This window comes from Fusobacterium sp., assembly GCF_030528405.1.
Lineage (GTDB): Bacteria > Fusobacteriota > Fusobacteriia > Fusobacteriales > Fusobacteriaceae > Fusobacterium.
The window spans coordinates 1-23862 of sequence record NZ_JAUMYY010000005.1; the positions used below are offsets into that span (position 1 = coordinate 1).

Here is a 23862-nt window from a genome sequence, read left to right on the forward strand (position 1 = left end):
AATGATATATTTAAATAAATAATTATTTAAAATAATTTTTAATAGGAGTAAAAATGATTGACTTTAATAAAATTAACTCAATGATAAAATTAATTGAAAATAATGAACTCATGGAAAATTTAAGTTTTAATGAATTTGCCATAGCTTTTTATTCAGCTGTTAAATTAATACCTTTATCAAAGTATTTAAGAACAAATAACATTATTACAAAGTTGCCAAAAATAATGAATATGAGAAAGGCTGGAGAACTTTTATCCTTCACTTATGGTGATGAAGAAACTCTTGCCTTTTTAAAAAGAAAAGGCTTTCCTGAAGTTCCAGAACTTGATTATAGAAGCATTATGCTTCTGAGAAAAATAGATCCTATGGATAATTGGAAAAAAATAATTTTTTTCCTAAATGGTGACAAAAGTGTTGAAGAAATTAATAACTCAACAAAACCAATGTTGTTTCCACAGGAAATAAAAAAATTAGAAGACTATATAAAAACAGAATTAAATTTAGATGAGGACAATTTTGAAAAATTTATGAAATTATATGCTAAGGCAACTAAAAACAAAGAGATTATAAAAGCAATTAGAAAACTAAATAGATAGGGTAGGTATTTATATGAAAATAAAAAATAGAAAAATGATATTGATAGATGAGCAAACTTTCTCTGATGTTATAAATGAATTTATAGAAAATCCAAATAAGTACATTGCTGTTGTAAGGATAATGTCAAAAGATTTTGATAAGGACTATGCTCTTATAAAGTATATAAAAAATGAGTTAAAAAAAGAAATCTTAGATAATGTTGTTGCAATAACTGATAAAGACTACTTAGCCAATGATCTTGATATAGAAGCTGTCTTATATTTGGAGAATCTTAGAAAATTTAATATGGATTCTTTTATACAAGCTTTTAATAAGTTTAAAACTTATTTTCCTTTCTTAAAAGATTTTCTGGAGGATATGTCCAGTGCCTTTTCATATTCTTTAGATTACTATAATTATAAAAATCCTTGGTTTTTCTCATTAAATAACTTAGGAATATTATTAATTAATGATTTCAACTACAATAAAATTTTAAATAACTATCATAAAATAAAGGCAAGAACCTCAGATATAATCTTAATTGCTCTGGAAAATAAAGAAGAAGAAGATTATAGAAATAAAAAGCTTTTAAAAATTCTATGTGCTGATTCTCTTATAACTTTTGGAGTAACTAATAAAAATTCGACTAAATTTTTTAATAACCTTGATTTGATCCTTTACACAAAGGGAAGTAATTATTACGACAATGCTTTAAATTATGTAAAAACTTTCATAAAAAAAGAAAAGTTTATAGAAATGAGAGATTTTTTAGAAGTTGAAGAAAAATCTTTTGAGGCTGATTTATTTAATGAGGAAGAAATTATAAAAATTCCTAAAAAATATGAACTTATAATAGCAAATAAAAAATCTTATTCAAAAAAAATGTACTCAATAGCAAATTTTTATAAAAAAGAAAGAAGTGAAAAAGAGTATTTTAATTTGAAAAAAGTTTATTGATTAGATAGAATTATACGCAAAAGGTAATTCTATACAAAAAAAGAAAAAATTTAGAGAATTTATTAAAAGATGATAACATAAGAGTAATATATGGAGAAGATTTTATAAATTATTTTTCTTGGCTTTTAAATAATGATATAAATCACTATAATTTTAGAAATTCTGTTTGTTATGGTTATAAAAATTATGAAGAATATAATAAACTCTAAACTACATTACGATTATTTATATTAATATTATTTTTAAAGAAATTATATGAATATTTTGATAGAATAGAAGAAATTAAAAAAGAAGATTAAACTCTTTAAAAGGAGGGATCCAAATGAAGAAAATCCTGATAGGAATAAATGATTTTAAAACCTTAATTGAAAATAATAAAAGTTGTAAAATGAAAGTTGTAAAATAACAAAACTATTTACAATTTTTTAAAAATACTGTATCATATATAAGGAATTGAATATTATTCGTATATGCTTGTGAATATGGACAAGTGTCTCTACGGTTGACCGTAAATTAACCACTACGAAAAAAGGACTTTACTATTTTGCTTAAAGTAAATTTTTTATTGGTTGATAAAATTAGGAGGATAGTAATGTACTTAAATATAGAAAGAGTTGAATTATATATGAAAAAGAAAAATAAAATAACTAAGAAAAATTTTTTCAATTTTTTTGTTGTGCTTTAATCTGGGTAGAGTGTACCCAGATTTTTTTATGGTTATCTTAGAAAAATTGAGTTTCAAAGAAACGAAAATTTTTCTTAGATACCCAAATGTGAAACTCAGTGAATTTCGAGAGCATTAGCTCGAAGAAAACACTAGAGTTATCACAGTATGGTTATCAAATTAGTTTATGGGAATTGAGTTTCGAAGAAACGAAAATTTTTCTTAGATACCCAAATGTGAAACTCAGTGAATTTCGAGAGCATTAGCTCGAAGAAAACACTAGAGTTATCACAGTATGGTTATCAAATTAGTTTATGGGAATTGAGTTTCGAAGAAATGAAAATTTTTCTTAGATACCCAAATGTAAAATTTATAATATATATTTATTAATTTTAATTTTATAGTGAAAAAATTATATGGAGGAGAAAAATGTCAGATTTAAGATTTTTTGTAGAGAAGAAAAATGGTTTTGATCTGGATGCAAAAAGATTGTTGGCACAGTTTAAAGAAGAGTTAAACATAAACTCTTTAGAAGATTTAAGACTTATCAACTGCTATGATCTCTTTAACTTATCTGGTAAGCAAGAAAATGTAGAAAAAATAAAAAGGATGATTCTTTCAGAAGTTGTAACTGATAATATTTTTGAAAAAATTGACCTGACTGGGAAAAAATATTTTGCAGTGGAATATCTTCCGGGACAATTTGATCAAAGAGCAGATTCAACTCTACAATGTATAGATATAGTTGTTGAGGGGGAGAAAAATGTAGAGATAAAAACTGCAAAGTTAATAATTTTATCCGGAGATTTGACAGATGAAGAATTCAATAAAATAAAAAATTTCTATATAAATCCTATTGAAACAAGGGAAAAAGATCTTAATTTATTAGCAAAAGAAGATATAGTATTTAATACAGAGGTTGTAACTTATGATGACTTTTTAAAATTATCTGAGGAAGAATTGAAAAAATTAAGAGATGACTTGGCTCTTTCAATGTCTTTTGAAGATTTAAAATATATTCAGGATTATTTTAAGGAAGAGAAAAGAAATCCAACTGAAACAGAAATTAAAGTATTTGATACATATTGGTCAGATCACTGTAGACATACAACTTTTGAAACTAAGATATTAAATGTAGAATTTCCTGAATCAGAATTTGGAAAGGATATGTCAAAAGAATTTCAAAATTATTTAGAAATTAAAAATATAGTTGCTCCACATAAAGATATTTCACTTATGGATATGGCAACTGTAATGGGGAAATATTTAAGAAAAACAGGAAAACTTGAAGATTTAGAAGTTTCTGAAGAAAATAATGCCTGCTCTGTTTATATAGATGTTGAAACAGAGGATTTTTCAGGGAAGAAAGCTATAGAAAAATGGTTACTGATGTTTAAGAATGAAACTCATAATCATCCTACAGAAATAGAGCCTTTTGGAGGAGCATCAACTTGTTTAGGAGGTGCAATAAGAGATCCGCTTTCAGGAAGAGCTTATGTATATCAAGCAATCAGAGTGAGTGGAGCAGCTAATCCTTTAGAAAGAGTGGAAGATACTTTAAAGGGCAAATTGACACAGAAAAAAATAACTAAGGGGGCAGCAAGCGGTTATTCATCTTATGGAAATCAAATAGGAATAGCGACTTCCCTAGTTTCTGAAATATACCATGAGGGCTATAAGGCTAAAAGAATGGAAGTAGGAGCAGTTGTTGCAGCAGCTCCCGTAGAAAATGTTGTAAGAAAAAGTCCCGCTCCGGAAGACAGCATAATTTTAATAGGTGGAAAGACAGGAAGGGACGGTTGTGGTGGAGCAACAGGTTCGTCGAAAGAACATACAGATGATTCACTACTACTATGTGGTGCTGAGGTTCAAAAAGGAAATGCACCAGAAGAAAGAAAAATTCAAAGACTATTTAGAAATCCTAAGGCAACAAAGTTAATAAAAAAATGTAATGATTTTGGGGCAGGAGGAGTTTCAGTTGCCATAGGAGAATTGGCTGACGGAGTTGAAGTAAATCTTGATTTGGTTCCAACAAAGTATGATGGGCTTAACGGTACAGAGCTTGCCATATCAGAGTCACAAGAAAGAATGGCAATAATAGTTTCTAAAGAAGATACTGACGAGTTTTTAAAATATGTTGCTGAAGAAAATCTGCTGGGAACAGTTGTAGGAAGAGTTACAAAAGAAGCAAGATTAATTCTTAGATGGAAGGGAAAAGATATTGTAAACATATCTAGAGCTTTCTTAAATACAAATGGAATTAAACAAACAGTTAAAGTGGAAGTAAAAGATTATGCTAAAAAAGCAAGTCCATTTAAAGCTGAAAACAAGTACTTAAATTTAGAAGAAAAATGGGTGGAAAATATTTCTAAATTGAATGTGGCATCACAAAAAGGTCTATGTGAAATGTTTGATTCTATGGTGGGAGCGGGAACAGTTCTTATGCCTTTTGGTGGGAAATATCAAATGACTCCTATTGATGTTTCTATTGCTAAGCTTCCTGTTTTAGATAAAGATACCAAGACAGCTTCCGCTATTACATATGGGTTTAATCCTTATGTAAGTGAATGGTCAACATATCACGGAGCTATGTATGCAGTAGTTGAATCATTGGCAAAACTTGTTGCAGCCGGGGTTGACTATACTAAAGCCAGACTCTCGTTCCAAGAATACTTTGAAAAATTAGGAAAAGATGCATACAAATGGTCTAAACCATTACTAGCTCTTTTAGGTACTATAAAGGTTCAAAAAGATTTTGAAATTGCAGCCATTGGAGGGAAGGATTCTATGAGCGGTACGTTTAATGATATTAATGTACCACCAACTCTAATTTCATTTGCTGTGACTTCAGTCAATATTGATAATGTTATTTCACCTGAGTTCAAAAAAAGCGGAAATAAACTATATTTAATTGAAAATAAAATGGATGATAAATTTTTCTTTGACAGTAAAGAATTAAAAGAAAATTTTAATTTTGTATTAAAAAATATGAAAGAAGAAAAAATAGTTTCAGCTATGGCTATCAAAGCCGGAGGACTTTCAGAGGCTTTATCAAAAATGAGTTTTGGAAACAGAATAGGATTTAATTTGGAAAATGAAGAAATTGACTTATTTTCTCTAAGACCTGGAAGTATAGTAGTTGAATCTACAGATAAATTAGAATATAAAAATGCAGTATACTTAGGAGAAACAATAAGTGAATTTGCTATCAAGACTTCAAAAGAAAAAATATGTCTGGAAAAAGTTGAGGAAAAATGGTTAGCAAAATTGGATACTATATTCCCTCATAAGTTAGATGAGAAAGTTGAAGTATATAAAGATTTGGGTCAAAATACTGAGAAAAAAATATTGAAAAGCTCAATAACAGTTGCAAAACCAAGAGTCTTGATAGCTGCTTTCCCGGGAACAAATTCAGAATATGATATGTACAATGTATTTAATAAAAATGGTGGAGAATCTAAGATAAGATTATTCAGAAATTTAAATCAGGATTTTATAAGAGATTCGATAGAGCAAATCGTTAAAGACTTAGAAAATTCTCAAATTTTTGTCTTGCCGGGAGGATTCAGTGCAGGAGATGAGCCTGATGGTTCAGGAAAATTTATAGCTGCAATTTTACAAAATCCAAGAATAAAGGAAGCAATAGAAAAATTCATGGAAAGAAACGGACTTATTTTAGGAATTTGTAATGGTTTCCAAGCTCTTATTAAATCTGGGCTTCTTCCTTATGGAAAGATAGGAAAATTGGATGAGAAATCACCAACTTTGACTTTTAATAAAATAGGCAGACATATTTCACAAATGGTAAAAACAAAGATAGTTTCAAATTCTTCTCCATGGCTATCATCTTTTGAAATAGGAGATAGTTTTGATATACCGGTATCTCATGGAGAAGGAAGATTCTATGCCGATGAAGAAACTTTAAAAGAACTTATAAAAAATAATCAGATAGCAACTCAGTATGTAAACTTTGATTTAGAAGCTACAAACGAATTTAGATTTAATCCTAATGGATCAAGTTTAGCTATTGAGGGGATAATTTCACCTGATGGAAAAATTTTAGGAAAAATGGGACATTCGGAAAGATATTCTGATGGGATATTTAAGAATATAGATGGTAAATTGGACCAAAATATTTTCTTAAATGGAATTAAATATTTTAAATAAAAAATTAAAAAAGAGGGGTTGAGATGAAAGTAGCAATATTTTTTGGAAGTCAGTCAGATAAAGATAAGATGAAAGGAGCTGCCACTTGCTTAAAAGAATTTGGAATTGATTTTGAAGCATATGTTTTATCAGCACATAGGGTTCCAGAAAAGCTAGAAGAAGTTTTAGTGGATGTACAGGAAAGAGGAGTGGAAGTAATTATTGCCGGAGCTGGACTTGCAGCACATTTACCCGGAGTTATAGCCTCTAAAGTTTTACTTCCTGTTGTAGGTGTTCCTTTAAATGGAGCTATAGGTGGTTTGGATGCACTATATTCTATAGTACAGATGCCAAAATCTATTCCGGTTGCAACAGTTGGAATAGATAATTCATACAATGCAGGAATGCTTGCAGTTCAAATACTATCAATTAAATATCCTGAACTTAAAGAAAAATTAGCTAGATTTAGAAAAGAAATGAAAGAAAAATTTATAGCTGATAATGAAAGAAAAGTAGAATTTTAAATTATATAACTTTGGGTTTTATAAAATGTAAAAGGAGAAGAAAAAATGGAAAAAAGAGATTTTATTTATGAAGGAAAAGCTAAACAATTATATAAGACTGATGATGAAAATTTAGTAATTGTTCACTATAAAGATGATGCTACAGCAGGAAATGGTGCAAAGAAGGGAACTATAAAAAATAAAGGAATTTTAAATAATGAGATTACAACTGTAATTTTTAATTTATTGGAAGAAAATGGTATAAAAACTCATTTTGTAAAAAAATTAAATGATAGAGAACAACTTTGTCAAAAGGTTGAGATATTCCCATTAGAGGTTATAACAAGAAATTTGATTGCTGGATCTATGGCTAAAAGAGTAGGAATAAAAGAAGGAACTAGACCTAGCAATACTATTTTTGAAATCTGTTATAAAAATGATGAATATGGTGATCCTCTTATTAACGATCACCATGCTGTTGCTTTAAATCTAGCTACTTATGAAGAACTAGAAGAGATTTATTCGATAACAAAAAAAATAAATAATCTTTTAAAAGAAAAATTTGATAAATTAGGAATTATTTTAGTAGATTTTAAAATTGAGTTTGGAAAAAATTCAAAAGGTGAAATATTACTTGCAGATGAAATAACTCCAGATACTTGCAGATTCTGGGATAAAGAAACAGGTGAAAAGCTTGATAAAGATAGATTCAGAAGAGATTTAGGAAATGTAGAAGATGCTTATTTAGAAATATTTAAAAGACTTGGCGGAAAAAACTAAAAATTATCAAACTTATAAAAAATTATAAATATAAAAGTATAGAGGTTTAGAATTAGGAGGAAACTAATAAAATGGGAAGTTCAAAAATGGTAAAAAAAATTGAAGAAGGAGGAATTTTTGCTTTATACACTGAAGGCTATAGAGATGATTTGGTTTCTATAGCATATTATGGTCTTTATGCTCTACAGCACAGAGGACAAGAAAGTGCTGGAATAACTATATGTGATTCCATCTCAGAAGAAGCTATAAGACACAAAACTATAAAAGGAAAAGGCTTAGTTGCAGATGTTTTTTCAGTTAAAGATTTAAATAGTTATAAGGGAAATATTTTAGTAGGCCATGTAAAATATGGTGTAGAAAATGGAACTTCATTCAGAAATTATCAACCATTAAGAGGGGACTCATTATTAGGTAAGGTTTCTCTTGTACATGCAGGAAATTTAATTAATACACAAGCTATAGTTAATGATTTACTAGAAAATGGTTCAATGTTTCAAACTGAAACTGATACAGAAATTATATTAAAATTAATTGGGAAGAATGCAAAATATGGCTATAAAAACGCTATATTAAATACTATAAGAGCCATCGAAGGGGCTTTTGCAATGGCAATTATTATAGAAGATAAATTAGTTGCAGTAAGAGACCCATTAGGTACTAGACCTCTTTGCTTAGGACAATTTAAAGATGGTACCTATGTCATCGCTTCTGAATCTTGTGCAATTGACAGCATAGGAGCAGAACTAATAAGAGATATTGAACCTGGAGAAATGCTTATAATTGATAAAAACGGAATGGAATCTATAAAATATAGCGACACAAAAAAAAGATCTTATTCTTCTTTTGAATATATATATTTTGGTAGACCAGATAGCGTTATGGACGGTTTAAGTGTATACGAGGCTAGACATGCCTGTGGAAAGTATCTTTATGAACAAAATCCTATTGAAGCAGATTTTGTAATAGGAGTTCCTGACTCGGGTGTTCCAGCTGGAATAGGATTTTCAGAAGCCAGTGGAATCCCCTATGCAACAGCTCTATTAAAAAATAAGTATATAGGTAGGACTTTTATTATGCCTGGGCAAGCTTCAAGAGAGATGGCAGTTAGATTAAAACTAAATGCCATGAAAACTCTGATAAAAGATAAAAGAGTTGTTGTTGTTGACGATTCTCTTGTGAGAGGAACAACTTCAAAAATTTTAATAAAAATTCTCTATGAGGCTGGTGCAAAAGAAGTACATTTTAGATCAGCATCACCAGTTGTAATAAGTGAAGCATATTTTGGTGCAAGTATAGCCAGTGATAAAGAACTAATAGGAAATATTATGTCAGTTGAAGAAATTAGACAACATATAGGTGCTACAACTTTAGAATACTTATCAATAGAAAACTTAACAAAAGCTTTAAATGGATTAAATTGTAATATGGATTGCTTTAAATAAAAGTAGTGGAGGAAAATAAATGTCAAATTCTTATAAATCATCAGGTGTAGATAAAGAAGAAGGATACAGAGCTGTTGAACTTATGAAAAAAAATGTTCTAAAGACTCATAATAAGTCAGTTTTAACAAATTTAGGAAGTTTTGGAGCTATGTATGAATTAGGTCAATATAAAAATCCTGTTCTTATTTCTGGAACTGATGGAGTTGGGACAAAACTAGAGATTGCTTTAAAACAAAAAAAATATAATACAGTTGGAATAGATTGTGTTGCAATGTGTGTTAATGATGTGTTATGTCATGGGGCAAAGCCTTTATTTTTCTTAGATTATTTAGCTTGTGGAAAATTAGATGCAGATGTTGCTGCTGAACTTGTTTTAGGAGTTACAGAAGGTTGTCTTCAAGCAGGGGCTGCTTTAGTTGGTGGTGAAACAGCAGAAATGCCAGGTTTTTATAAAGATGGTGACTATGATATAGCTGGTTTCTGCGTGGGTATAGTTGAAAAAGAAAACCTAATTGATGGCTCTAAAGTTAAAGAAGGAAATAAAATAATTGCCATTTCTTCAAGCGGTTTCCATAGTAATGGTTATTCTTTAGTTAGAAAAATTTTTAAAGACTATGAAGAGATAATAAAAACAAAAGAATTTGGAGAGAAGAAAGTAGCGGATATATTGTTAACACCTACAAAAATATATGTAAAAAATATATTAGCTCTTCTTGAAAAATTTAATGTAAATGGAATGGCTCACATAACAGGAGGAGGGCTTATAGAAAATTTACCTCGTTGTATGTCTAAAGAACTTTCGCCTGTTGTATTTAAAAATAAGATAAAAGTCCCAGAAATATTTAAACTAACTATGGAAAGAGGTAGTATTGAAGAAAATGAAATGTATGGTACATTTAATATGGGTGTTGGCTTTACTTTAGTCGTTGATGAAAAAGATACAGAAGCCATTATAGAGTTTTTAAGAAATCTCGGAGAAGAAGCTTACGAAATCGGCTATATACAGAAGGGAAATAATAGTTTATGTCTAAAATAGCTGTTCTTGTTTCTGGTAGTGGCTCTAATATGCGACAACTAATAAAAAATGGAATAAATTTAGATTGTGTCATAGCTGATAGAAAATGTGGAGCTGAGCAAATTGCAAAAGAGAATAATATAGATTTTTTTCAATTTGAAAAAAATGAAATCTCTGAAAAAATTTTAAAATTACTTGAAAAAAGAGAGATAGATTTAGTTGTATTAGCGGGTTTTCTATCAATCTTAAATGGTGAACTTTTAAAAAAATATAAGAATAAAATAATAAATATTCATCCTTCACTTTTACCAAAGTATGGCGGTTCTGGTATGTATGGAATGAAAGTTCATCAGGAAGTATTTAAAAATTCTGAAAAAGAAAGTGGCTGTACTGTTCATTATGTTAATGAAGAAATTGATGCTGGAGCTATAATAGAACAAGAAAAAGTTGATATAAGTTCAGCTACTTCCCCTGAAGAGATTCAAAGTTTAGTTTTAGAAAAAGAATGGAAGTTACTTCCTAGAGTTGTGAAAAAATTAATAAAAAAATAGGAGTTTTATAATGAAAAGAGCTTTAATTTCGGTATTTGATAAAACAGGTATCTTAGACTTGGCTAAGTTCTTAGTTAGCAAAAACATTGAAATTATTTCAACAGGTGGAACATATAAATATCTGCTTGAAAATAATATACCTGTTATAGAAGTGAGTAAGATTACAAAATTTGATGAGATGCTAGATGGCAGAGTAAAAACTTTACACCCCAATATCCATGGTGGAATACTTGCACTGAGGGATAATAAATTACATATGAATACTTTAAAGGAAAAAAATATAGATACAATAGATTATGTAATTGTAAATTTATATCCTTTCTTTGAAAAAGTTAAAGAAAATTTGAGCTTTGAAGATAAAATAGAATTTATTGATATAGGTGGTCCTACTATGCTTAGATCGGCTGCAAAATCTTTTAAAGATGTGGTTGTTCTAAGTGATATTAAAGACTATGAATTAATAAAAACTGAAATAGATAAAAATGGTGATGTAAGCTTTGATACAAGAAAGATGCTTGCAGGAAAGGTTTTCAATTTAACCTCTGCCTACGATGCAGCTATATCTCAATTTCTATTGGATGAGGAATTTCCAGAATACCTAACTATATCTTATAAAAAAAATTCGCTTATGAGATATGGCGAAAATTCTCATCAAAAAGCTGCTTACTATATTGATAATATGAATGATGGAGCCATGCAAGATTTCGAACAGTTAAATGGAAAGGACTTATCTTTCAACAATGTTAGAGATATGGATTTAGCTTGGAAGCTTGTATCAGAATTTGATGAAGCAGCTTGCTGTGCAGTAAAACACTCAACTCCATGTGGAGTGGCTATTGCTGATACAACAAAGAGGGCATATAAAAAAGCTTATGAATCGGATTCTGTATCAATTTTTGGTGGTATAGTTGCTTTCAATAAAAAATTAGATCTTGAAACGGCTAAACTTTTGGATGTAATATTTTTAGAAATAATAATAGCTCCTGATTTCTCAAAAGAAAGTTTAGAGCTTCTAACTAAAAAGAAAAATCTAAGACTTATAAAATGTGGAAAAAAACCAAGTGATAAAAAAGAATTTATAAAAGTTGATGGTGGAATACTTGTACAAGATAGTAATACAAAGCTATGTGAAAATTTAGAAATTGTAACTAAGACAAAGCCTAGTGTAGAACAGGAAAAAGATTTATTATTTGCATTAAAAGTTGTAAAATACATAAAGTCAAACGCTATAGTTATAGTAAAAGATGGTCAAACACTTGGAATTGGTGGCGGAGAAGTGAGCAGAATCTGGGCAGCTGAAAAGGCTGTTGAAAGGGCAAAAAAATTTGGAAAAAATGATTTAGTCTTGGCCTCTGATGCTTTTTTCCCTTTCAAAGATGTGGTTGAATTAGTTGCTAAAAATAAAGTTTCTACTATTATTCAACCTGGTGGTTCTTTAAGAGATCAAGAATCAATAGATGAATGTGATAAAAATAATATTTCTATGATATTTAGTAAGTTAAGACATTTTAAACATTAATTAACTGATGGGAGAATAAAAATGAAAATATTAATAGTTGGCTCAGGTGGACGAGAGCATGCAATAGCATGGAAGGTTTCCCAAAATAAAAAAGTTACAAAAATTTATGCAGCTCCAGGAAATGCATACAATAAGTTTTTAAAAAATTGTGAAAATATAAATATTTCAAAGACAGAGGAAATTCTTAACTTTGCCAAACAAGAAAAAATAGATTTAACCATAGTTGGAAGTGAAGAGTTATTAGTTGATGGCATTGTAGATAAATTTCATAGTCAAGGTTTAAAAATCTTCGGACCTGATAAAAGAGCCGCTATGCTAGAAGGTTCAAAAGCTTTTGCTAAAGACTTTATGCAGAAATATGGGGTCAAAACTGCAAAATATAAAGCATTTACTGATAAAGAAGAAGCTATAAAATATTTGGATGAAATGAACTATCCTCTTGTTATAAAGGCAAGTGGACTGGCAGCAGGAAAGGGAGTTTTAATTTGTCAAAATAAAAAAGAAGCTTTAGATGCCTTAGATGAAATTATGACTAATAAAATCTTTGCAAATGCAGGAGATACAGTTGTTATTGAAGAATTTCTGGATGGGGTGGAAGTGTCTATTCTATCTATTACTGATTCTAAGGTTATTCTACCTTTCTTATCTGCTAAGGATCATAAAAAAATATCCGAGGGTGAACAAGGATTGAATACTGGAGGGATGGGAGTAATTTCTCCTAATCCTTATTACACTAAAGAAGTAGAAGAAAAATTTATTAAAGATATACTAAAACCTACATTAAAAGGAATAAAAGAAGAAAAACTTGATTTTTGTGGAATTATTTTCTTTGGACTTATGATAGCTAGGGATGAGGTATATTTACTTGAATACAATATGAGAATGGGAGATCCAGAAACTCAAGCTGTGCTTCCTCTTCTTGAAAGTGATTATTTAAATTTAATTCAAAGTGCAATGGATAAAAATTTAGAAAACTTCGATATTAAATGGAAGGATGCAGCTTCCTGTTGTGTTGTCTTAGCTGCTGGTGGTTATCCAGTTAAATATGAGAAAGGAAATGAAATAGAAGGTTTGGAAGAGTTTGAAAATAATAAAAATGCAAACTTTTTCCTAGCTGGAGTCAAATCAGAGAATAATAAATTTTTTACTAATGGTGGTAGAGTTTTAAATATTGTATCTATACAAAATACAGCTGAAAAAGCAAGAGAGAACGCTTACAAAGAGTTAGAAAAAATTAAATTTAAAGATAAATACTTTAGAAAAGATATAGGTCTTATGAGAGTGTGAACTTTTTTTCTACACTCTCTATTTTACTAATCTTAAACAATTAAATATAAAAATTAAGGGCTGCTACATTGAACTCCATCCAAAATCCTAGACACAAGATTTAAAATACAGTTCATACAACAGCCCTATTAAATTTTATAATACTTCCTGATAGATAATTTTATTATTTTCTAAGTCTACAAGTACAGTGGTTCTCTCTTTTATTTCATTTGCCAATAATTTTTTTGCTAGATTTGTTTCTATTTCCTTTTGTATAAATCTTCTAAGTGGTCTTGCTCCATAGTGTGGATCGTAAGCATTTTCAGCTAGGTATTCTACTACCTTATCAGAAAAATTCAGATTTATATACTTATCTTTTAATTTTTCTTCCAGAGCTTCTAAATTAAGTTTAACTATTTCTTTTATTGAATCTAAACTTAAGGCTTTAAAAGTTATAATATCGTCTATTCTATTTAAAAATTCAGGTCTAAATCTTCCTTTCAGTTCATTTAAAACCATTTCTTTAGTATGTTCTGACAGATTTATATCCTCTAATATCAAATGACTACCAACATTTGATGTCATTATAATAAGCGTATTTTTAAAATCAACTACTCTTCCTTGACCATCAGTAAGTCTACCATCATCTAAAACTTGAAGTAAAATATTAAATACATCAGGGTGAGCTTTTTCTATTTCATCAAATAGGATAACAGAATAAGGTTTTGTCCTTATAGCTTCTGTTAATTGACCACCTTCTTCGTAACCAACATAACCAGGGGGAGCACCTATAAGTCTTGTTGTAGAAAACTTATCCATATATTCACTCATATCTATTCTGACAACATTATCTTCACTGTCAAACAAATTGAAAGCTAATGTTTTTGCTAAGTAAGTTTTACCAACTCCAGTAGGACCTAAGAAAATAAAAGATCCCATAGGTCTATTCTTATCCTTCAATCCTGCTATAGATCTAAGCATAGTGTCTGCAACTGCTTTAACTGCTTCATCTTGTCCTTTTACTCTCTCCTTCATATTATCTTCCAATTTTAACATCTTTTCTTTTTTTGTTTCAGTCAATTTAGATACTGGTATCCCTGTCCATCTTGAAACTATATCAGCTATTTCATCAGCTGTCACTTCCTGTTTCAGCAATGAATTTTCTTTTCCATTACCATCAATCTTATTTTGTTGTTCCACTAATTCCTTTTCAAGCCCAGCAAGTTTTCCGTATTTTAATTCAGAAAGTTTTGTCAAGTCATATTCTCTCTCTGCCTTATCCATTTCTAACTTTACATTTTCAATTTGTTTTTTAATATTTTTTATTTTTGCAATATCTTCTTTTTCTAAATCCCATTTAGAAGTTAAAACCTTTTTTTCTTCATTTAATTCTGCTAATTCTTTTTCCAATTTTTCAAGTCTTTCCTTAGATGAATCATCAGTTTCTTTTTGTAAAGCCTTAATTTCTATTTCCACCTGAAGAACTTTTCTTGTAAGTTGGTCAAGTTCTTCTGGCATAGAATCTATTTCAGTTCTTATCATAGCTGCTGCCTCATCTATCAAGTCTATTGCCTTATCTGGAAGTTTCCTATCTGCTATATATCTCTGACTTAGAACAGCTGCCTCAACTATAGCAGCATCTGCAATTCTCACTCCATGATAAGTTTCGAATTTTTCTTTTAAACCTCTTAAAATAGAAATTGTGTCATCTATATTAGGTTCGTTAACTAGAATTGTCTGAAATCTTCTTTCAAGTGCTGGATCTTTTTCTATATACTTTCTGTATTCATCTATAGTAGTAGCTCCAATAACCCTTAACTCACCTCTTGCAAGCATAGGTTTTAACATATTTCCAGCATCAAGAGAACCTTCTCCCTTTCCAGCTCCAACTATAGTATGTATCTCATCTATAAAAAGAATAATTTCTCCATTAGACTCTTCTACTTCTTTTAGTACTCCTTTCATTCTTTCTTCAAATTCTCCCTTATATTTAGCACCAGCAACAAGGGCTCCCATATCAAGTGAAAATATTTTTTTATTTTTTAAGCTTTCTGGAACATCACCATTTAAAATTCTCTGTGCTAATCCTTCAACTATTGCTGTTTTACCAACTCCTGGTTCTCCAATTAGAATAGGGTCATTTTTTGTTCTTCTTGAAATTATTTGTATAGCTCTTCTTATTTCAGAATCTCTACCTATTATAGGATCAATTTTTCCTTCTCTTGCTAAAGCTACTAAATCTTTAGCATATTTTTCTAAAACTTCATAAGTAGCTTCTGGATTTTGATTATCTACTTTTCTATTTCCTCTTATATTCATCAATACCTCCTTATACTTCTCCAATTTTATCCCACATCTTTTTAAAACATCTAAATTCTCTATCATAGCCCAAAAAATATGCTCGACACTTAAAAAACTATCCCCCAAACTATTCATAATAGTTTCTGCATTTTTTAAAATAGAATATGTTCTCTGATCTATGTTTATATTCTCATCATTATTTATATTCTGCATTTGAACTTTAGGGAAATTTTTAATCTCTCTTTCCAATTCATTTTTAATATATTTTAAATCTAAATCCATTTTGTTAATTACTCTAGGAATTAAACCATCTGCTTGACTTAAAATTGCCAAAGCTAAACATTCAGCTTTCAATGTCTGCTGCATATTATTTTTACTTATGTCTATACCTAAATTTATTGCCATAATAGTACTTTCTGTAAATTTATTTGGGTTCATAAAATCCCTCCTTTTTTAAATTAAGAAAACTATTTTTTTATTTTTTAGCACTCCCTTAATTTAGTGGCTAATAATTTATAGATTATATATATCATGTACTTTTAAAATTGTCAATAGCTTTTTTTAAATTTTACATTCACTGTTTAAAACTAATTTTATAAATATAATTATAAAAAAAGAAAATACTAAAACAAGTTCATTAAATAAACTTATTTCAGCACTTTCTTTTTATTAAAATATATAATTTAGGAACTATTTAATATTAAAATAAATCTCTTATTATTTTAAACTCTTAAAAATCTCAACTAATTTTTCATAAGTTACAGGATTATCTATTTTTACAAAAGTCCCATTCTGTACAATATAGTTACTAGGATATTTCTTTACACTAAAAACAACATAAGCCTCATTATACTTATCAAAGTATCTCTTAAAAGAAAAATTATGTGAAGTATCAAATATTTTAACTCTCTCCTTAGTAGTCCTGTCATTGCTATATATAACAGTGAGCTCAACCTTATCTTTATAATCAGTATAAAATCTTTCAATATCAGGAAGTTCATTTTTACAATGTGGACACCATTCTGTAATAACTATAACTAGATTTGCCTTTTTATTATTTATAATAGTTTTGCTATCTACAATTGTTTCATCATTTATTTTTTCAACTCTAAAGTTTGCCATAGGTTTAATCATAGATACCCTTGCCAAATCATAGCTTCTTGCTACTACTTCTTTTTCTTTTGTCGAGCTACACGAAATTATTAAAAGTGAAATAAAAAATATTGATAAAAGTTTTTTCATAATATTTCCCTCCTTAATTGGAATTTAATAAATCAAATAGCTTGTTTTCAGTCTATTAGTTACCATTTTTATTAGCTTATATTTTATAGAATTATTATATGTCATTTATTGAAATATTTCAAGAAAAAGTATGTAACAACTGTTACCGATTTTTATAAATTTTTATAGTATTTTACTTTTATAGAAATTAAATATTGTCGGGCAATCAAGAGGAGGAAAGAAAATGTCAACAAATAATATGTTTTGTTATCAATGTCAGGAAACAGCTCAAGGGACTGGCTGTACAACTATAGGGGTTTGTGGAAAGAAAGCAGATACTTCTGCACTACAAGATTTATTAATATATACAGCAAAAGGACTTGCAATTTATAGTTCTATTTTGAGAAAAAGAGAAGAAGCAAAAAAATTAATTTTGGATAAAGTAAATAAATACCTTGTAAACTCTCTGTTTGTAACTATAACTAATGCTAACTTTGATAATGAAGCTATAATAAATGAAATAAAAGAAGGACTTAAATTAAGAGAAGATTTAAAAAAATATATAAAAGACAGTGATAAAAGTATGATAGAGAGATATGGCAGTGAAATTATAAACTGGCATTTTGATTCAGATGAAGAACTACAAACTTATGCTGACAAACAAGATCTTCTTGGAGTTTTAAGAACAAAAAATGAAGATATAAGATCTTTAAGAGAGCTATTAATATATGGTTTAAAAGGTATGGCTGCCTATGCTGAACATGCAATGAACTTAGGTAAAACACAGGAAGATATTTTTGAATTTACAGAAAAAGCTCTTCTTGCAAGTATAGATGACAACTTATCAGTGGAGGATTTAATAGCTTTAGTTTTAGATTGTGGTCATCATGGTGTAAAAGTTATGGCATTGCTTGATGAAGCTAATACTTCTACATTTGGCAATCCAGAAATGACAAAAATCAAAATAGGTGCTGGGACAAGACCAGGAATATTAATAAGTGGTCATGACCTTTATGATTTAAAACAGCTGTTGGAACAAAGTAAAAATAGTGGTATCGATATATATACTCACTCAGAAATGTTACCAGGTCATTTTTATCCTGAATTAAAAAAGTATGTTCACTTCTATGGAAATTATGGAAATGCTTGGTGGGATCAGAGAAAAGATTTTACTAATTTTAATGGTCCTATTGTTTTCACAACAAACTGTATAGTTCCACCATTAAAAAATGCTTCATATAAAGATAGAGTTTTTACTACTAATGCTGCTGGTTTCCCAGGCTGGAAAAGAATTAAAGTAAACAAAGATGGAACAAAAAACTTTTCTGAGGTGATTGAGTTGGCAAAAACTTGTCAAGCACCTAATGAAATCGAAAGTGGGGAAATTGTAGGCGGTTTCGCCCACAATCAAGTTTTAAGTTTAGCTGATACTATTGTTGAAAATATAAAATCAGGTGCTATTAGAAAATTTATAGTTATGAGTGGTTGTGATGGAAGAATGGCAAAGAGAGATTACTATACAGAATTTGCAGAAAAATTACCTAAAGACACTATAATTTTAACTTCAGGCTGTGCTAAGTTCAGATATAACAAATTAAACTTAGGAGATATAAATGGTATACCCAGAGTTTTAGACGCTGGTCAATGTAATGATTCATATTCATGGGCAGTAGTAGCTTTAAAATTAAAAGAAGTATTTGGACTTAATGATATAAATGAGCTACCTATAGCATTCAATGTTGCTTGGTACGAACAAAAGGCTGTAATTGTTTTACTTGCTCTACTGTACTTAGGTGTTAAAAATATACATCTAGGACCAACACTACCAGCCTTCCTATCACCAAATGTAGTAAAAGTCTTAGTAGAAAATTTTGGCATAGCTGGAATGACAACAGTAGATGAAGATTTGAAAAAATTTAATTTAATATAATTCTAAAAGGAGGTTTTTATGCACGACGGTTGTTCAGGAAAATTTGAAGATGGTAAACAAGTTCAGGCAAAACTTAGAATGATGGGCTTCTATGATCAAATGATGCCCTTCCCAGCTACATTCATTTGTAAAGAGTGTAACAAAGAAATTACAATGACAACTTTTGAATACGAGTGCCCTCATTGTTCTATGGTTTACGCTGTAACACCATGTCATGCCTTTGATGTAGAAAATATTTTAGCTGTTGGAAAAAGAAAATAAAAAAATTTAATTTGACATACTAAATAATTCCTTATATCATATAAAATAATTTGCAAAAAATTTAAGGAGGATTTAGATGGAAATAGAAAGCAAAAATTTTGAAATTTATTCTGAAAAAAATATTCTAAAAGGGAGAAGATATTTAGCTGATACTCAAAAAAGAAAAGCTAAAACTATATTGATGTGTCATGGTTTTGCAGGAATACAAGACTTATTCTTCCCTAGATATGCAGAAATTTTTTCAAAAGAAGGTTTTGATGTAGTAACTTTTGATTATAATGGTTTTGGTGAAAGTCAAGGAGATAGAGAAATCATACCTTCAAATCAAATTAATGATATTTTAAATATGATTCTCTATGTAAAAAAAGACGAAGATTTAAAAGATAATAAACTATTTCTATGGGGGACATCTCTAGGTGGTTTATATGTTTTAAAGTTAGCCGCACTAAAAAGAGAAATAGATGGAGTATATGCACAAATTACCTTCGCTAATGGTCTTAGAAATAATACTTTGGGGTTTGATGAAGAAGGTATAGAAAAATATATTAATCAAATTGAAAATATAAAGTACAAAGAAATAAGTGAAAATAAAAAATTATTATTACCCCTTAAAAAGCTTCTATCTGACGAGCAAAGTAAAGATTTCTTAGAAAGATACAAGGATTTATTCCCAATTTTAATGAATACAAAATTATCTCTATCTACTATAAAACACATAAATGAACTGTCTGTAGATAATGATTTGTCAAGCATAAAAATCCCTGTTCTTCTGGGAAAAGCCAAAAATGATGTTGTAAACTCACCTGAAGAAATGAACTATATATTTGAAAAACTAAATTCAGATAAAAAACTTATAGAGTATGACTGTGGTCATTATGAGATATATGAGGGAGAAATATTTAAGAAAGCTATAAAAGAACAGATAGAATGGTTCAATAAAATATAATTTTAAAAAACTTTCTTTATTAACTGCTGATACAATTTAGCCGACCAAGTCGGCTTTTTTATTTTTCTAATTTATTTTTAATATGTTATAATGTTAATTACTGGAATAAAAATTAGAAGGGGATTTTATGTCAATTAAAAAAATTTCAAATGATATTTATATCGGCTCAGAAATTCTTAATATTTTAAATGAATTTACTATAAATTTTGATAAAGTTTTAATTTTCTCAAACGAAACAGTAGCTGACTTATACTTTGATAAAATAAAAAAAAATTTAACGGAAAAAGATAAAATTTTCTATTTTACTGTAAAAGATGGTGAAAAATATAAAAATATTGAAACTATTCTTCCTGTCTATGATTTTATGCTTGAGCATAATTTTTCAAGAAAATCACTTATAATTTCTTTAGGAGGAGGAGTTGTTTGTGATATGGGAGGTTATATCGCTGCAACTTATATGCGTGGAATAGAATTTATCCAAGTTCCAACTTCTCTACTTGCACAGGTTGATGCAAGTGTGGGAGGAAAAGTTGCTATAAATCATCCTAAATGTAAAAATATGATAGGTGCTTTCAAACAACCTTACAAGGTCATAATTGATGTAGAATTTTTGAAAACTCTACCTTTAAAAGAATTTAAATCAGGTATGGGAGAAGTTTTAAAGCATTTATTTTTGATAAAAGATAAAAACTATACTGATTTTATTATTAAAAATGCTGAAAAAATAAAAAATTATGATAGTGAAGCTCTTTTAAATATGGTTGAACAGTCTATTTTAATTAAAAAGAACTATGTAGATATAGATCCTCTTGAAAAAGCTGAAAGAGCATTTTTAAATTTAGGACATACTTATGCCCATGCCCTTGAAAGTTTCTATAACTATGAAACTATTTCTCATGGAGAAGCTGTTGCAAAGGGCATAACTTTTGATTTGGAAATTTCTTTCTTAAGAGGCTATATAGATAAAAACTTTTTAGAGAAGGCAAAAAATTTATTCAAACTCTTTGAGATTGATGCTGAACCTATTTTTATGCCAAAAGATAAAATTTTTGAACTTATGAATAAGGATAAAAAAAATTCTTTTGGAAAAATTATAAGCATTGCTATTTTCCAAGATAAATCTCTATCAAAAATTGTATTAACTGAAGATGAAATTCTTAAAGTTATGAATAAATATAAAAATAATATATTAAAAGCCAGTATAGATATAGGTACTAATTCTTGTCGTCTGCTTGTAGCTGAGCTAAGTGAAAATGGGCATAAGCTTAATTTAAAAAGAATTGTTCACAAAGATTTAGAGATAGTTAAACTGGGTGAAGATGTCAATAAGAATAAATTTTTAAAGGAAACAGCAATAGAAAGAAGCCTTACAGCCTTAAAAAAATTTAAAGAAACTTTAGATAAATTTTCAATTCCTATAAAAAATACGATTTGTTTTGCTACTTCTGCAACAAGAGATTCAATAAATAGAGATTATTTTATTGAAAAAGTCTTAAATGAAACAGGTATAAAAATAAACTGTATAAGTGGTGAAAAAGAAGCATACATAAATTTTAAAGGACTGAGCTCTGCTATTGAGCTAAAAAAAGATATTCTTGTTTTCGATATAGGTGGTGGTTCAACTGAATTTACTCTTGGAAATAATCAAGGAATTAAAAAAACTATAAGTATTGATGTGGGAGCAGTTAGAATCACAGAGAAATTCTTTTTAAAAGATGGAAAATATAATTTTTCAGGAACTAATATAGATAATGCAACACAGTATTTGAAGCAAGAATTAAAAAAATTAAATGACTTTTTATTATATGATTTTAATTTAATCGGGCTTGCAGGTACAGTTACCACTCAAGTTAGTGTAAAAGAAAAAATGGAAGAATATGACAGCGATAAAGTCCATCTATATTATCTCTATAAGAATGATATTGAAAAAAATATTGAACTTTTTTTAAAAAATATTCCACTTAATTTAGATATAAAAGGTTTGGATTATAAAAGAAGAGATGTTATAATTGGAGGAAGTATTATTTTGAAAGCTATACTTGATTATTTCAATAAAGAGAAATTTCAAGTTTCAGAATATGATAATTTAATAGGTGCAATATTGGGAGGATTAAATGATAAAATTGGATAAAAATATCTCATCCTATTTTGACGAAGATTTCATTAATATAATATATAAAGATCTGAAAAGTAATAATTATAATTTTGATGAAGATATATTTAGGGCTAAAAATAGGGAATTTATTAATAATAAGGTTCATATTTTCAGCTTGCATAACTATAAACTGGGAAGTATAGGCTATACAACAAGGGAACTTAAAGAAACAGGGAAAAATTTTTTAACAGTCAAATATCTTTCAAATGATTATAATGGACCTTCACCATCTTATCTAGTTGCTTTTGTAAAAATAATTTTTGAAGCTAACAGTGGTAAAATTTTAGGTTTTCAAATTGCTAATGAGAGAAATATTGAAAAAAGATTAGACTGCATAAAAAGTCTGATGGACAATGATATGGGTATCAAAGAATTAGCAAAAGTTAGAGTTTACAGCGACAATGATATAAACCCTGATATTTTAAATATTGCTGCCTTAATGGCAATAAATAAGGAAGCTAAAATAGTTAATGTAAATGAGATTGAAGTTGAAAATATTGAAAATTTAGTAAAACACAAGTCTTTTTTACTAGATGTTAGGGAAGACTATGAATTTGAGGCTGGTCATATAAAGGGAGCTGTAAATATTCCTTTAAGAAGTCTTGTCAACCAATTAGATTCCATTCCAAAGGATAAAAATGTCTATGTGTATTGCAGAACAGGACATAGAAGTCTGGATGCAGTTGGTTTTCTAAATGATTTAGGTATAAAAAATGCTTTTAATGTAGCTGGAGGTTTTATAGAACTATCATTGAATGAATTTAAAAAAGATAAAGGTGAACTGAGCTCCAGCATATTGACTAATTATAATTTTGAATAGAGGTAAACAATGGAACTAATAATTTCTGATTTAGATGGAACTTTGCTTAATAATGAGGGTATAGTTACTGAAAAGTCAATAGATATTTTAAGAAAAGTTAAAGAAAAAGGTTATGAAATCGCTATTGCTACAGGAAGAAGTTTTACTTCTGCTGTAAAGATAAGAGAAAAAATTGATGTTGAAATGTATATGATATGTAACAATGGTGCTAATATTTATAATAAAGATGGAAGTATTTTAAAAACTAATCTCATACCTGCAAGTTTAGGAAAAGAAGCAATAAAGATTCTTGATGAAGAAAAAATTAATTATAAGGCTTTCAATGGCTTAGATGTCTTCTTACCAAGATATGCAAAAATCCATGAAGAAATAAAAAATGAACACAAGCTTACTTTTTTAGAGGATTTTAATATTTTGCCTGATCTTGAAAAGGTTTTAATCATAGAAGAGGAAGAAAAAAAACTGTTTTCTGCTAAAGATTTAATGTTTAAACACTTCAAAGATAATCTTGAAATCGTTATCTCTTCTTCAGATTGTTTGGATTTAAATATGAAAAATTGTAGTAAAAAAATGGGAGTTAAAATTATTTCAGAAAAACTTGGTATAGAGGCAAATAAAATAATGGCATTTGGTGACAGTGGTAATGACTATAAAATGTTAAAATTTGTAGGTTATCCTGTTGCTATGAAAGATAGTTATATGAGTACCAAAGATTTCAAATATAAAACCTATCTTACAAATGATGAAGATGGAGTGGCAGATTATTTAGAAAAAAATTTCTTGAAATAACTTTTTTTCATATAATAAAC

General features: G+C 28.7%; 19 protein-coding genes and 1 riboswitch. Of the genes, 17 read left to right on the top strand and 2 right to left on the bottom strand.

Annotation, left to right across the window (positions count from 1 at the left end; translation table 11 throughout):
• Positions 1-53 precede the first annotated feature (53 nt).
• The 11 genes from Q4A58_RS01410 (at position 54) to purD (ending at position 13440) form a co-directional block, all read left to right on the top strand.
• On the top strand, positions 54-596 hold the full coding sequence (locus Q4A58_RS01410; protein WP_303115919.1) for a hypothetical protein: 543 nt from the start codon (positions 54-56) through the stop codon (positions 594-596).
• 13 nt (positions 597-609) lie between these two features.
• Positions 610-1533, top strand: coding sequence for a hypothetical protein (locus Q4A58_RS01415; protein ID WP_303115922.1), 924 nt, complete (start codon positions 610-612; stop codon positions 1531-1533).
• Positions 1534-1559: 26 nt separating this feature from the next.
• Complete coding sequence (locus Q4A58_RS08065; RefSeq protein ID WP_368501010.1) at positions 1560-1742, top strand: DUF4209 domain-containing protein; 183 nt, start codon at positions 1560-1562, stop codon at positions 1740-1742.
• Positions 1743-1977: 235 nt separating this feature from the next.
• Positions 1978-2076: riboswitch (purine riboswitch) on the top strand.
• A gap of 550 nt (positions 2077-2626) precedes the next feature.
• Complete coding sequence (locus Q4A58_RS01420; protein ID WP_303115924.1) at positions 2627-6364, top strand: phosphoribosylformylglycinamidine synthase; 3738 nt, start codon at positions 2627-2629, stop codon at positions 6362-6364.
• A 23-nt stretch (positions 6365-6387) separates the two neighbouring features.
• Positions 6388-6867 carry a 5-(carboxyamino)imidazole ribonucleotide mutase gene (gene purE, locus Q4A58_RS01425; RefSeq protein WP_303115926.1) on the top strand — a complete coding sequence of 160 codons (480 nt, stop codon included), beginning with the start codon at positions 6388-6390 and terminating at the stop codon, positions 6865-6867.
• A 45-nt stretch (positions 6868-6912) separates the two neighbouring features.
• Positions 6913-7626, top strand: coding sequence for a phosphoribosylaminoimidazolesuccinocarboxamide synthase (purC, locus tag Q4A58_RS01430; protein ID WP_303115929.1), 714 nt, complete (start codon positions 6913-6915; stop codon positions 7624-7626).
• Between the two features lie 71 nt (positions 7627-7697).
• Positions 7698-9068 (top strand): amidophosphoribosyltransferase, encoded by a 1371-nt coding sequence (purF, locus tag Q4A58_RS01435; RefSeq protein ID WP_303115931.1) that lies wholly within the window; start codon positions 7698-7700, stop codon positions 9066-9068.
• A gap of 19 nt (positions 9069-9087) precedes the next feature.
• Positions 9088-10104 carry a phosphoribosylformylglycinamidine cyclo-ligase gene (gene purM, locus Q4A58_RS01440; protein WP_303115934.1) on the top strand — a complete coding sequence of 339 codons (1017 nt, stop codon included), beginning with the start codon at positions 9088-9090 and terminating at the stop codon, positions 10102-10104.
• The gene (purN, locus tag Q4A58_RS01445) at positions 10092-10634 is read left to right on the top strand and encodes a phosphoribosylglycinamide formyltransferase (RefSeq protein WP_303115940.1); all 543 of its coding nucleotides are present in this window, start codon (positions 10092-10094) and stop codon (positions 10632-10634) included. The genes purM and purN overlap by 13 nt, the downstream gene beginning before the upstream one ends.
• Before the next feature lie 7 nt (positions 10635-10641).
• The gene (gene purH / locus Q4A58_RS01450; protein ID WP_303116036.1) at positions 10642-12153 is read left to right on the top strand and encodes a bifunctional phosphoribosylaminoimidazolecarboxamide formyltransferase/IMP cyclohydrolase; all 1512 of its coding nucleotides are present in this window, start codon (positions 10642-10644) and stop codon (positions 12151-12153) included.
• Positions 12154-12174: 21 nt separating this feature from the next.
• Positions 12175-13440, top strand: a complete 1266-nt coding sequence (gene purD / locus Q4A58_RS01455) for a phosphoribosylamine--glycine ligase (protein WP_303115943.1) — start codon at positions 12175-12177, stop codon at positions 13438-13440.
• A gap of 135 nt (positions 13441-13575) precedes the next feature.
• Here the strand turns inward: purD and clpB are convergent, their stop codons facing one another.
• Positions 13576-16158 carry an ATP-dependent chaperone ClpB gene (gene clpB / locus Q4A58_RS01460; protein WP_303115945.1) on the bottom strand — a complete coding sequence of 861 codons (2583 nt, stop codon included), beginning with the start codon at positions 16156-16158 and terminating at the stop codon, positions 13576-13578.
• A gap of 279 nt (positions 16159-16437) precedes the next feature.
• Positions 16438-16962, bottom strand: a complete 525-nt coding sequence (locus Q4A58_RS01465) for a redoxin domain-containing protein (RefSeq protein WP_303115947.1) — start codon at positions 16960-16962, stop codon at positions 16438-16440.
• Positions 16963-17185: 223 nt separating this feature from the next.
• Here Q4A58_RS01465 and hcp point away from each other — a divergent pair, with 223 nt between their 5' ends.
• The 6 genes from hcp (at position 17186) to Q4A58_RS01495 (ending at position 23842) form a co-directional block, all read left to right on the top strand.
• Positions 17186-18871: a hydroxylamine reductase gene (gene hcp, locus Q4A58_RS01470; RefSeq protein WP_303115949.1), complete on the top strand. Its 1686-nt coding sequence runs from the start codon at positions 17186-17188 to the stop codon at positions 18869-18871.
• Positions 18872-18889: 18 nt separating this feature from the next.
• A complete protein-coding gene (locus Q4A58_RS01475; RefSeq protein ID WP_303115951.1) occupies positions 18890-19132 on the top strand; it encodes a hypothetical protein in 243 nt (80 codons plus the stop codon).
• Between the two features lie 76 nt (positions 19133-19208).
• A complete protein-coding gene (locus Q4A58_RS01480) occupies positions 19209-20078 on the top strand; it encodes an alpha/beta hydrolase (RefSeq protein WP_303115953.1) in 870 nt (289 codons plus the stop codon).
• Positions 20079-20211: 133 nt separating this feature from the next.
• Positions 20212-22209 (top strand): 3-dehydroquinate synthase, encoded by a 1998-nt coding sequence (gene aroB, locus Q4A58_RS01485; RefSeq protein WP_368501012.1) that lies wholly within the window; start codon positions 20212-20214, stop codon positions 22207-22209.
• Positions 22193-23053, top strand: coding sequence for a rhodanese-like domain-containing protein (locus tag Q4A58_RS01490; RefSeq protein ID WP_303115959.1), 861 nt, complete (start codon positions 22193-22195; stop codon positions 23051-23053). The genes aroB and Q4A58_RS01490 overlap by 17 nt, the downstream gene beginning before the upstream one ends.
• A gap of 9 nt (positions 23054-23062) precedes the next feature.
• Positions 23063-23842 carry a Cof-type HAD-IIB family hydrolase gene (locus tag Q4A58_RS01495; protein ID WP_303115962.1) on the top strand — a complete coding sequence of 260 codons (780 nt, stop codon included), beginning with the start codon at positions 23063-23065 and terminating at the stop codon, positions 23840-23842.
• Positions 23843-23862: the final 20 nt, after the last annotated feature.

What these genes read in the sequence shown, in the direction of transcription:
- Q4A58_RS01495 (WP_303115962.1), top strand. Translation starts at nt 23,063, where the DNA reads ATGGAACTAATAATTTCTGATTTAGATGGAACTTTGCTTAATAATGAG.
- Q4A58_RS01490 (WP_303115959.1), top strand. Translation starts at nt 22,193, where the DNA reads ATGATAAAATTGGATAAAAATATCTCATCCTATTTTGACGAAGATTTC.
- Q4A58_RS01475 (WP_303115951.1), top strand. Translation starts at nt 18,890, where the DNA reads ATGCACGACGGTTGTTCAGGAAAATTTGAAGATGGTAAACAAGTTCAG.
- Q4A58_RS01465 (WP_303115947.1), bottom strand. Translation starts at nt 16,962, where the DNA reads ATGAAAAAACTTTTATCAATATTTTTTATTTCACTTTTAATAATTTCG.
- hcp (WP_303115949.1), top strand. Translation starts at nt 17,186, where the DNA reads ATGTCAACAAATAATATGTTTTGTTATCAATGTCAGGAAACAGCTCAA.
- Q4A58_RS01420 (WP_303115924.1), top strand. Translation starts at nt 2,627, where the DNA reads ATGTCAGATTTAAGATTTTTTGTAGAGAAGAAAAATGGTTTTGATCTG.
- purC (WP_303115929.1), top strand. Translation starts at nt 6,913, where the DNA reads ATGGAAAAAAGAGATTTTATTTATGAAGGAAAAGCTAAACAATTATAT.
- Q4A58_RS01415 (WP_303115922.1), top strand. Translation starts at nt 610, where the DNA reads ATGAAAATAAAAAATAGAAAAATGATATTGATAGATGAGCAAACTTTC.
- purM (WP_303115934.1), top strand. Translation starts at nt 9,088, where the DNA reads ATGTCAAATTCTTATAAATCATCAGGTGTAGATAAAGAAGAAGGATAC.
- purD (WP_303115943.1), top strand. Translation starts at nt 12,175, where the DNA reads ATGAAAATATTAATAGTTGGCTCAGGTGGACGAGAGCATGCAATAGCA.
- clpB (WP_303115945.1), bottom strand. Translation starts at nt 16,158, where the DNA reads ATGAACCCAAATAAATTTACAGAAAGTACTATTATGGCAATAAATTTA.
- purN (WP_303115940.1), top strand. Translation starts at nt 10,092, where the DNA reads ATGTCTAAAATAGCTGTTCTTGTTTCTGGTAGTGGCTCTAATATGCGA.
- purF (WP_303115931.1), top strand. Translation starts at nt 7,698, where the DNA reads ATGGGAAGTTCAAAAATGGTAAAAAAAATTGAAGAAGGAGGAATTTTT.
- Q4A58_RS01480 (WP_303115953.1), top strand. Translation starts at nt 19,209, where the DNA reads ATGGAAATAGAAAGCAAAAATTTTGAAATTTATTCTGAAAAAAATATT.
- purE (WP_303115926.1), top strand. Translation starts at nt 6,388, where the DNA reads ATGAAAGTAGCAATATTTTTTGGAAGTCAGTCAGATAAAGATAAGATG.
- Q4A58_RS01410 (WP_303115919.1), top strand. Translation starts at nt 54, where the DNA reads ATGATTGACTTTAATAAAATTAACTCAATGATAAAATTAATTGAAAAT.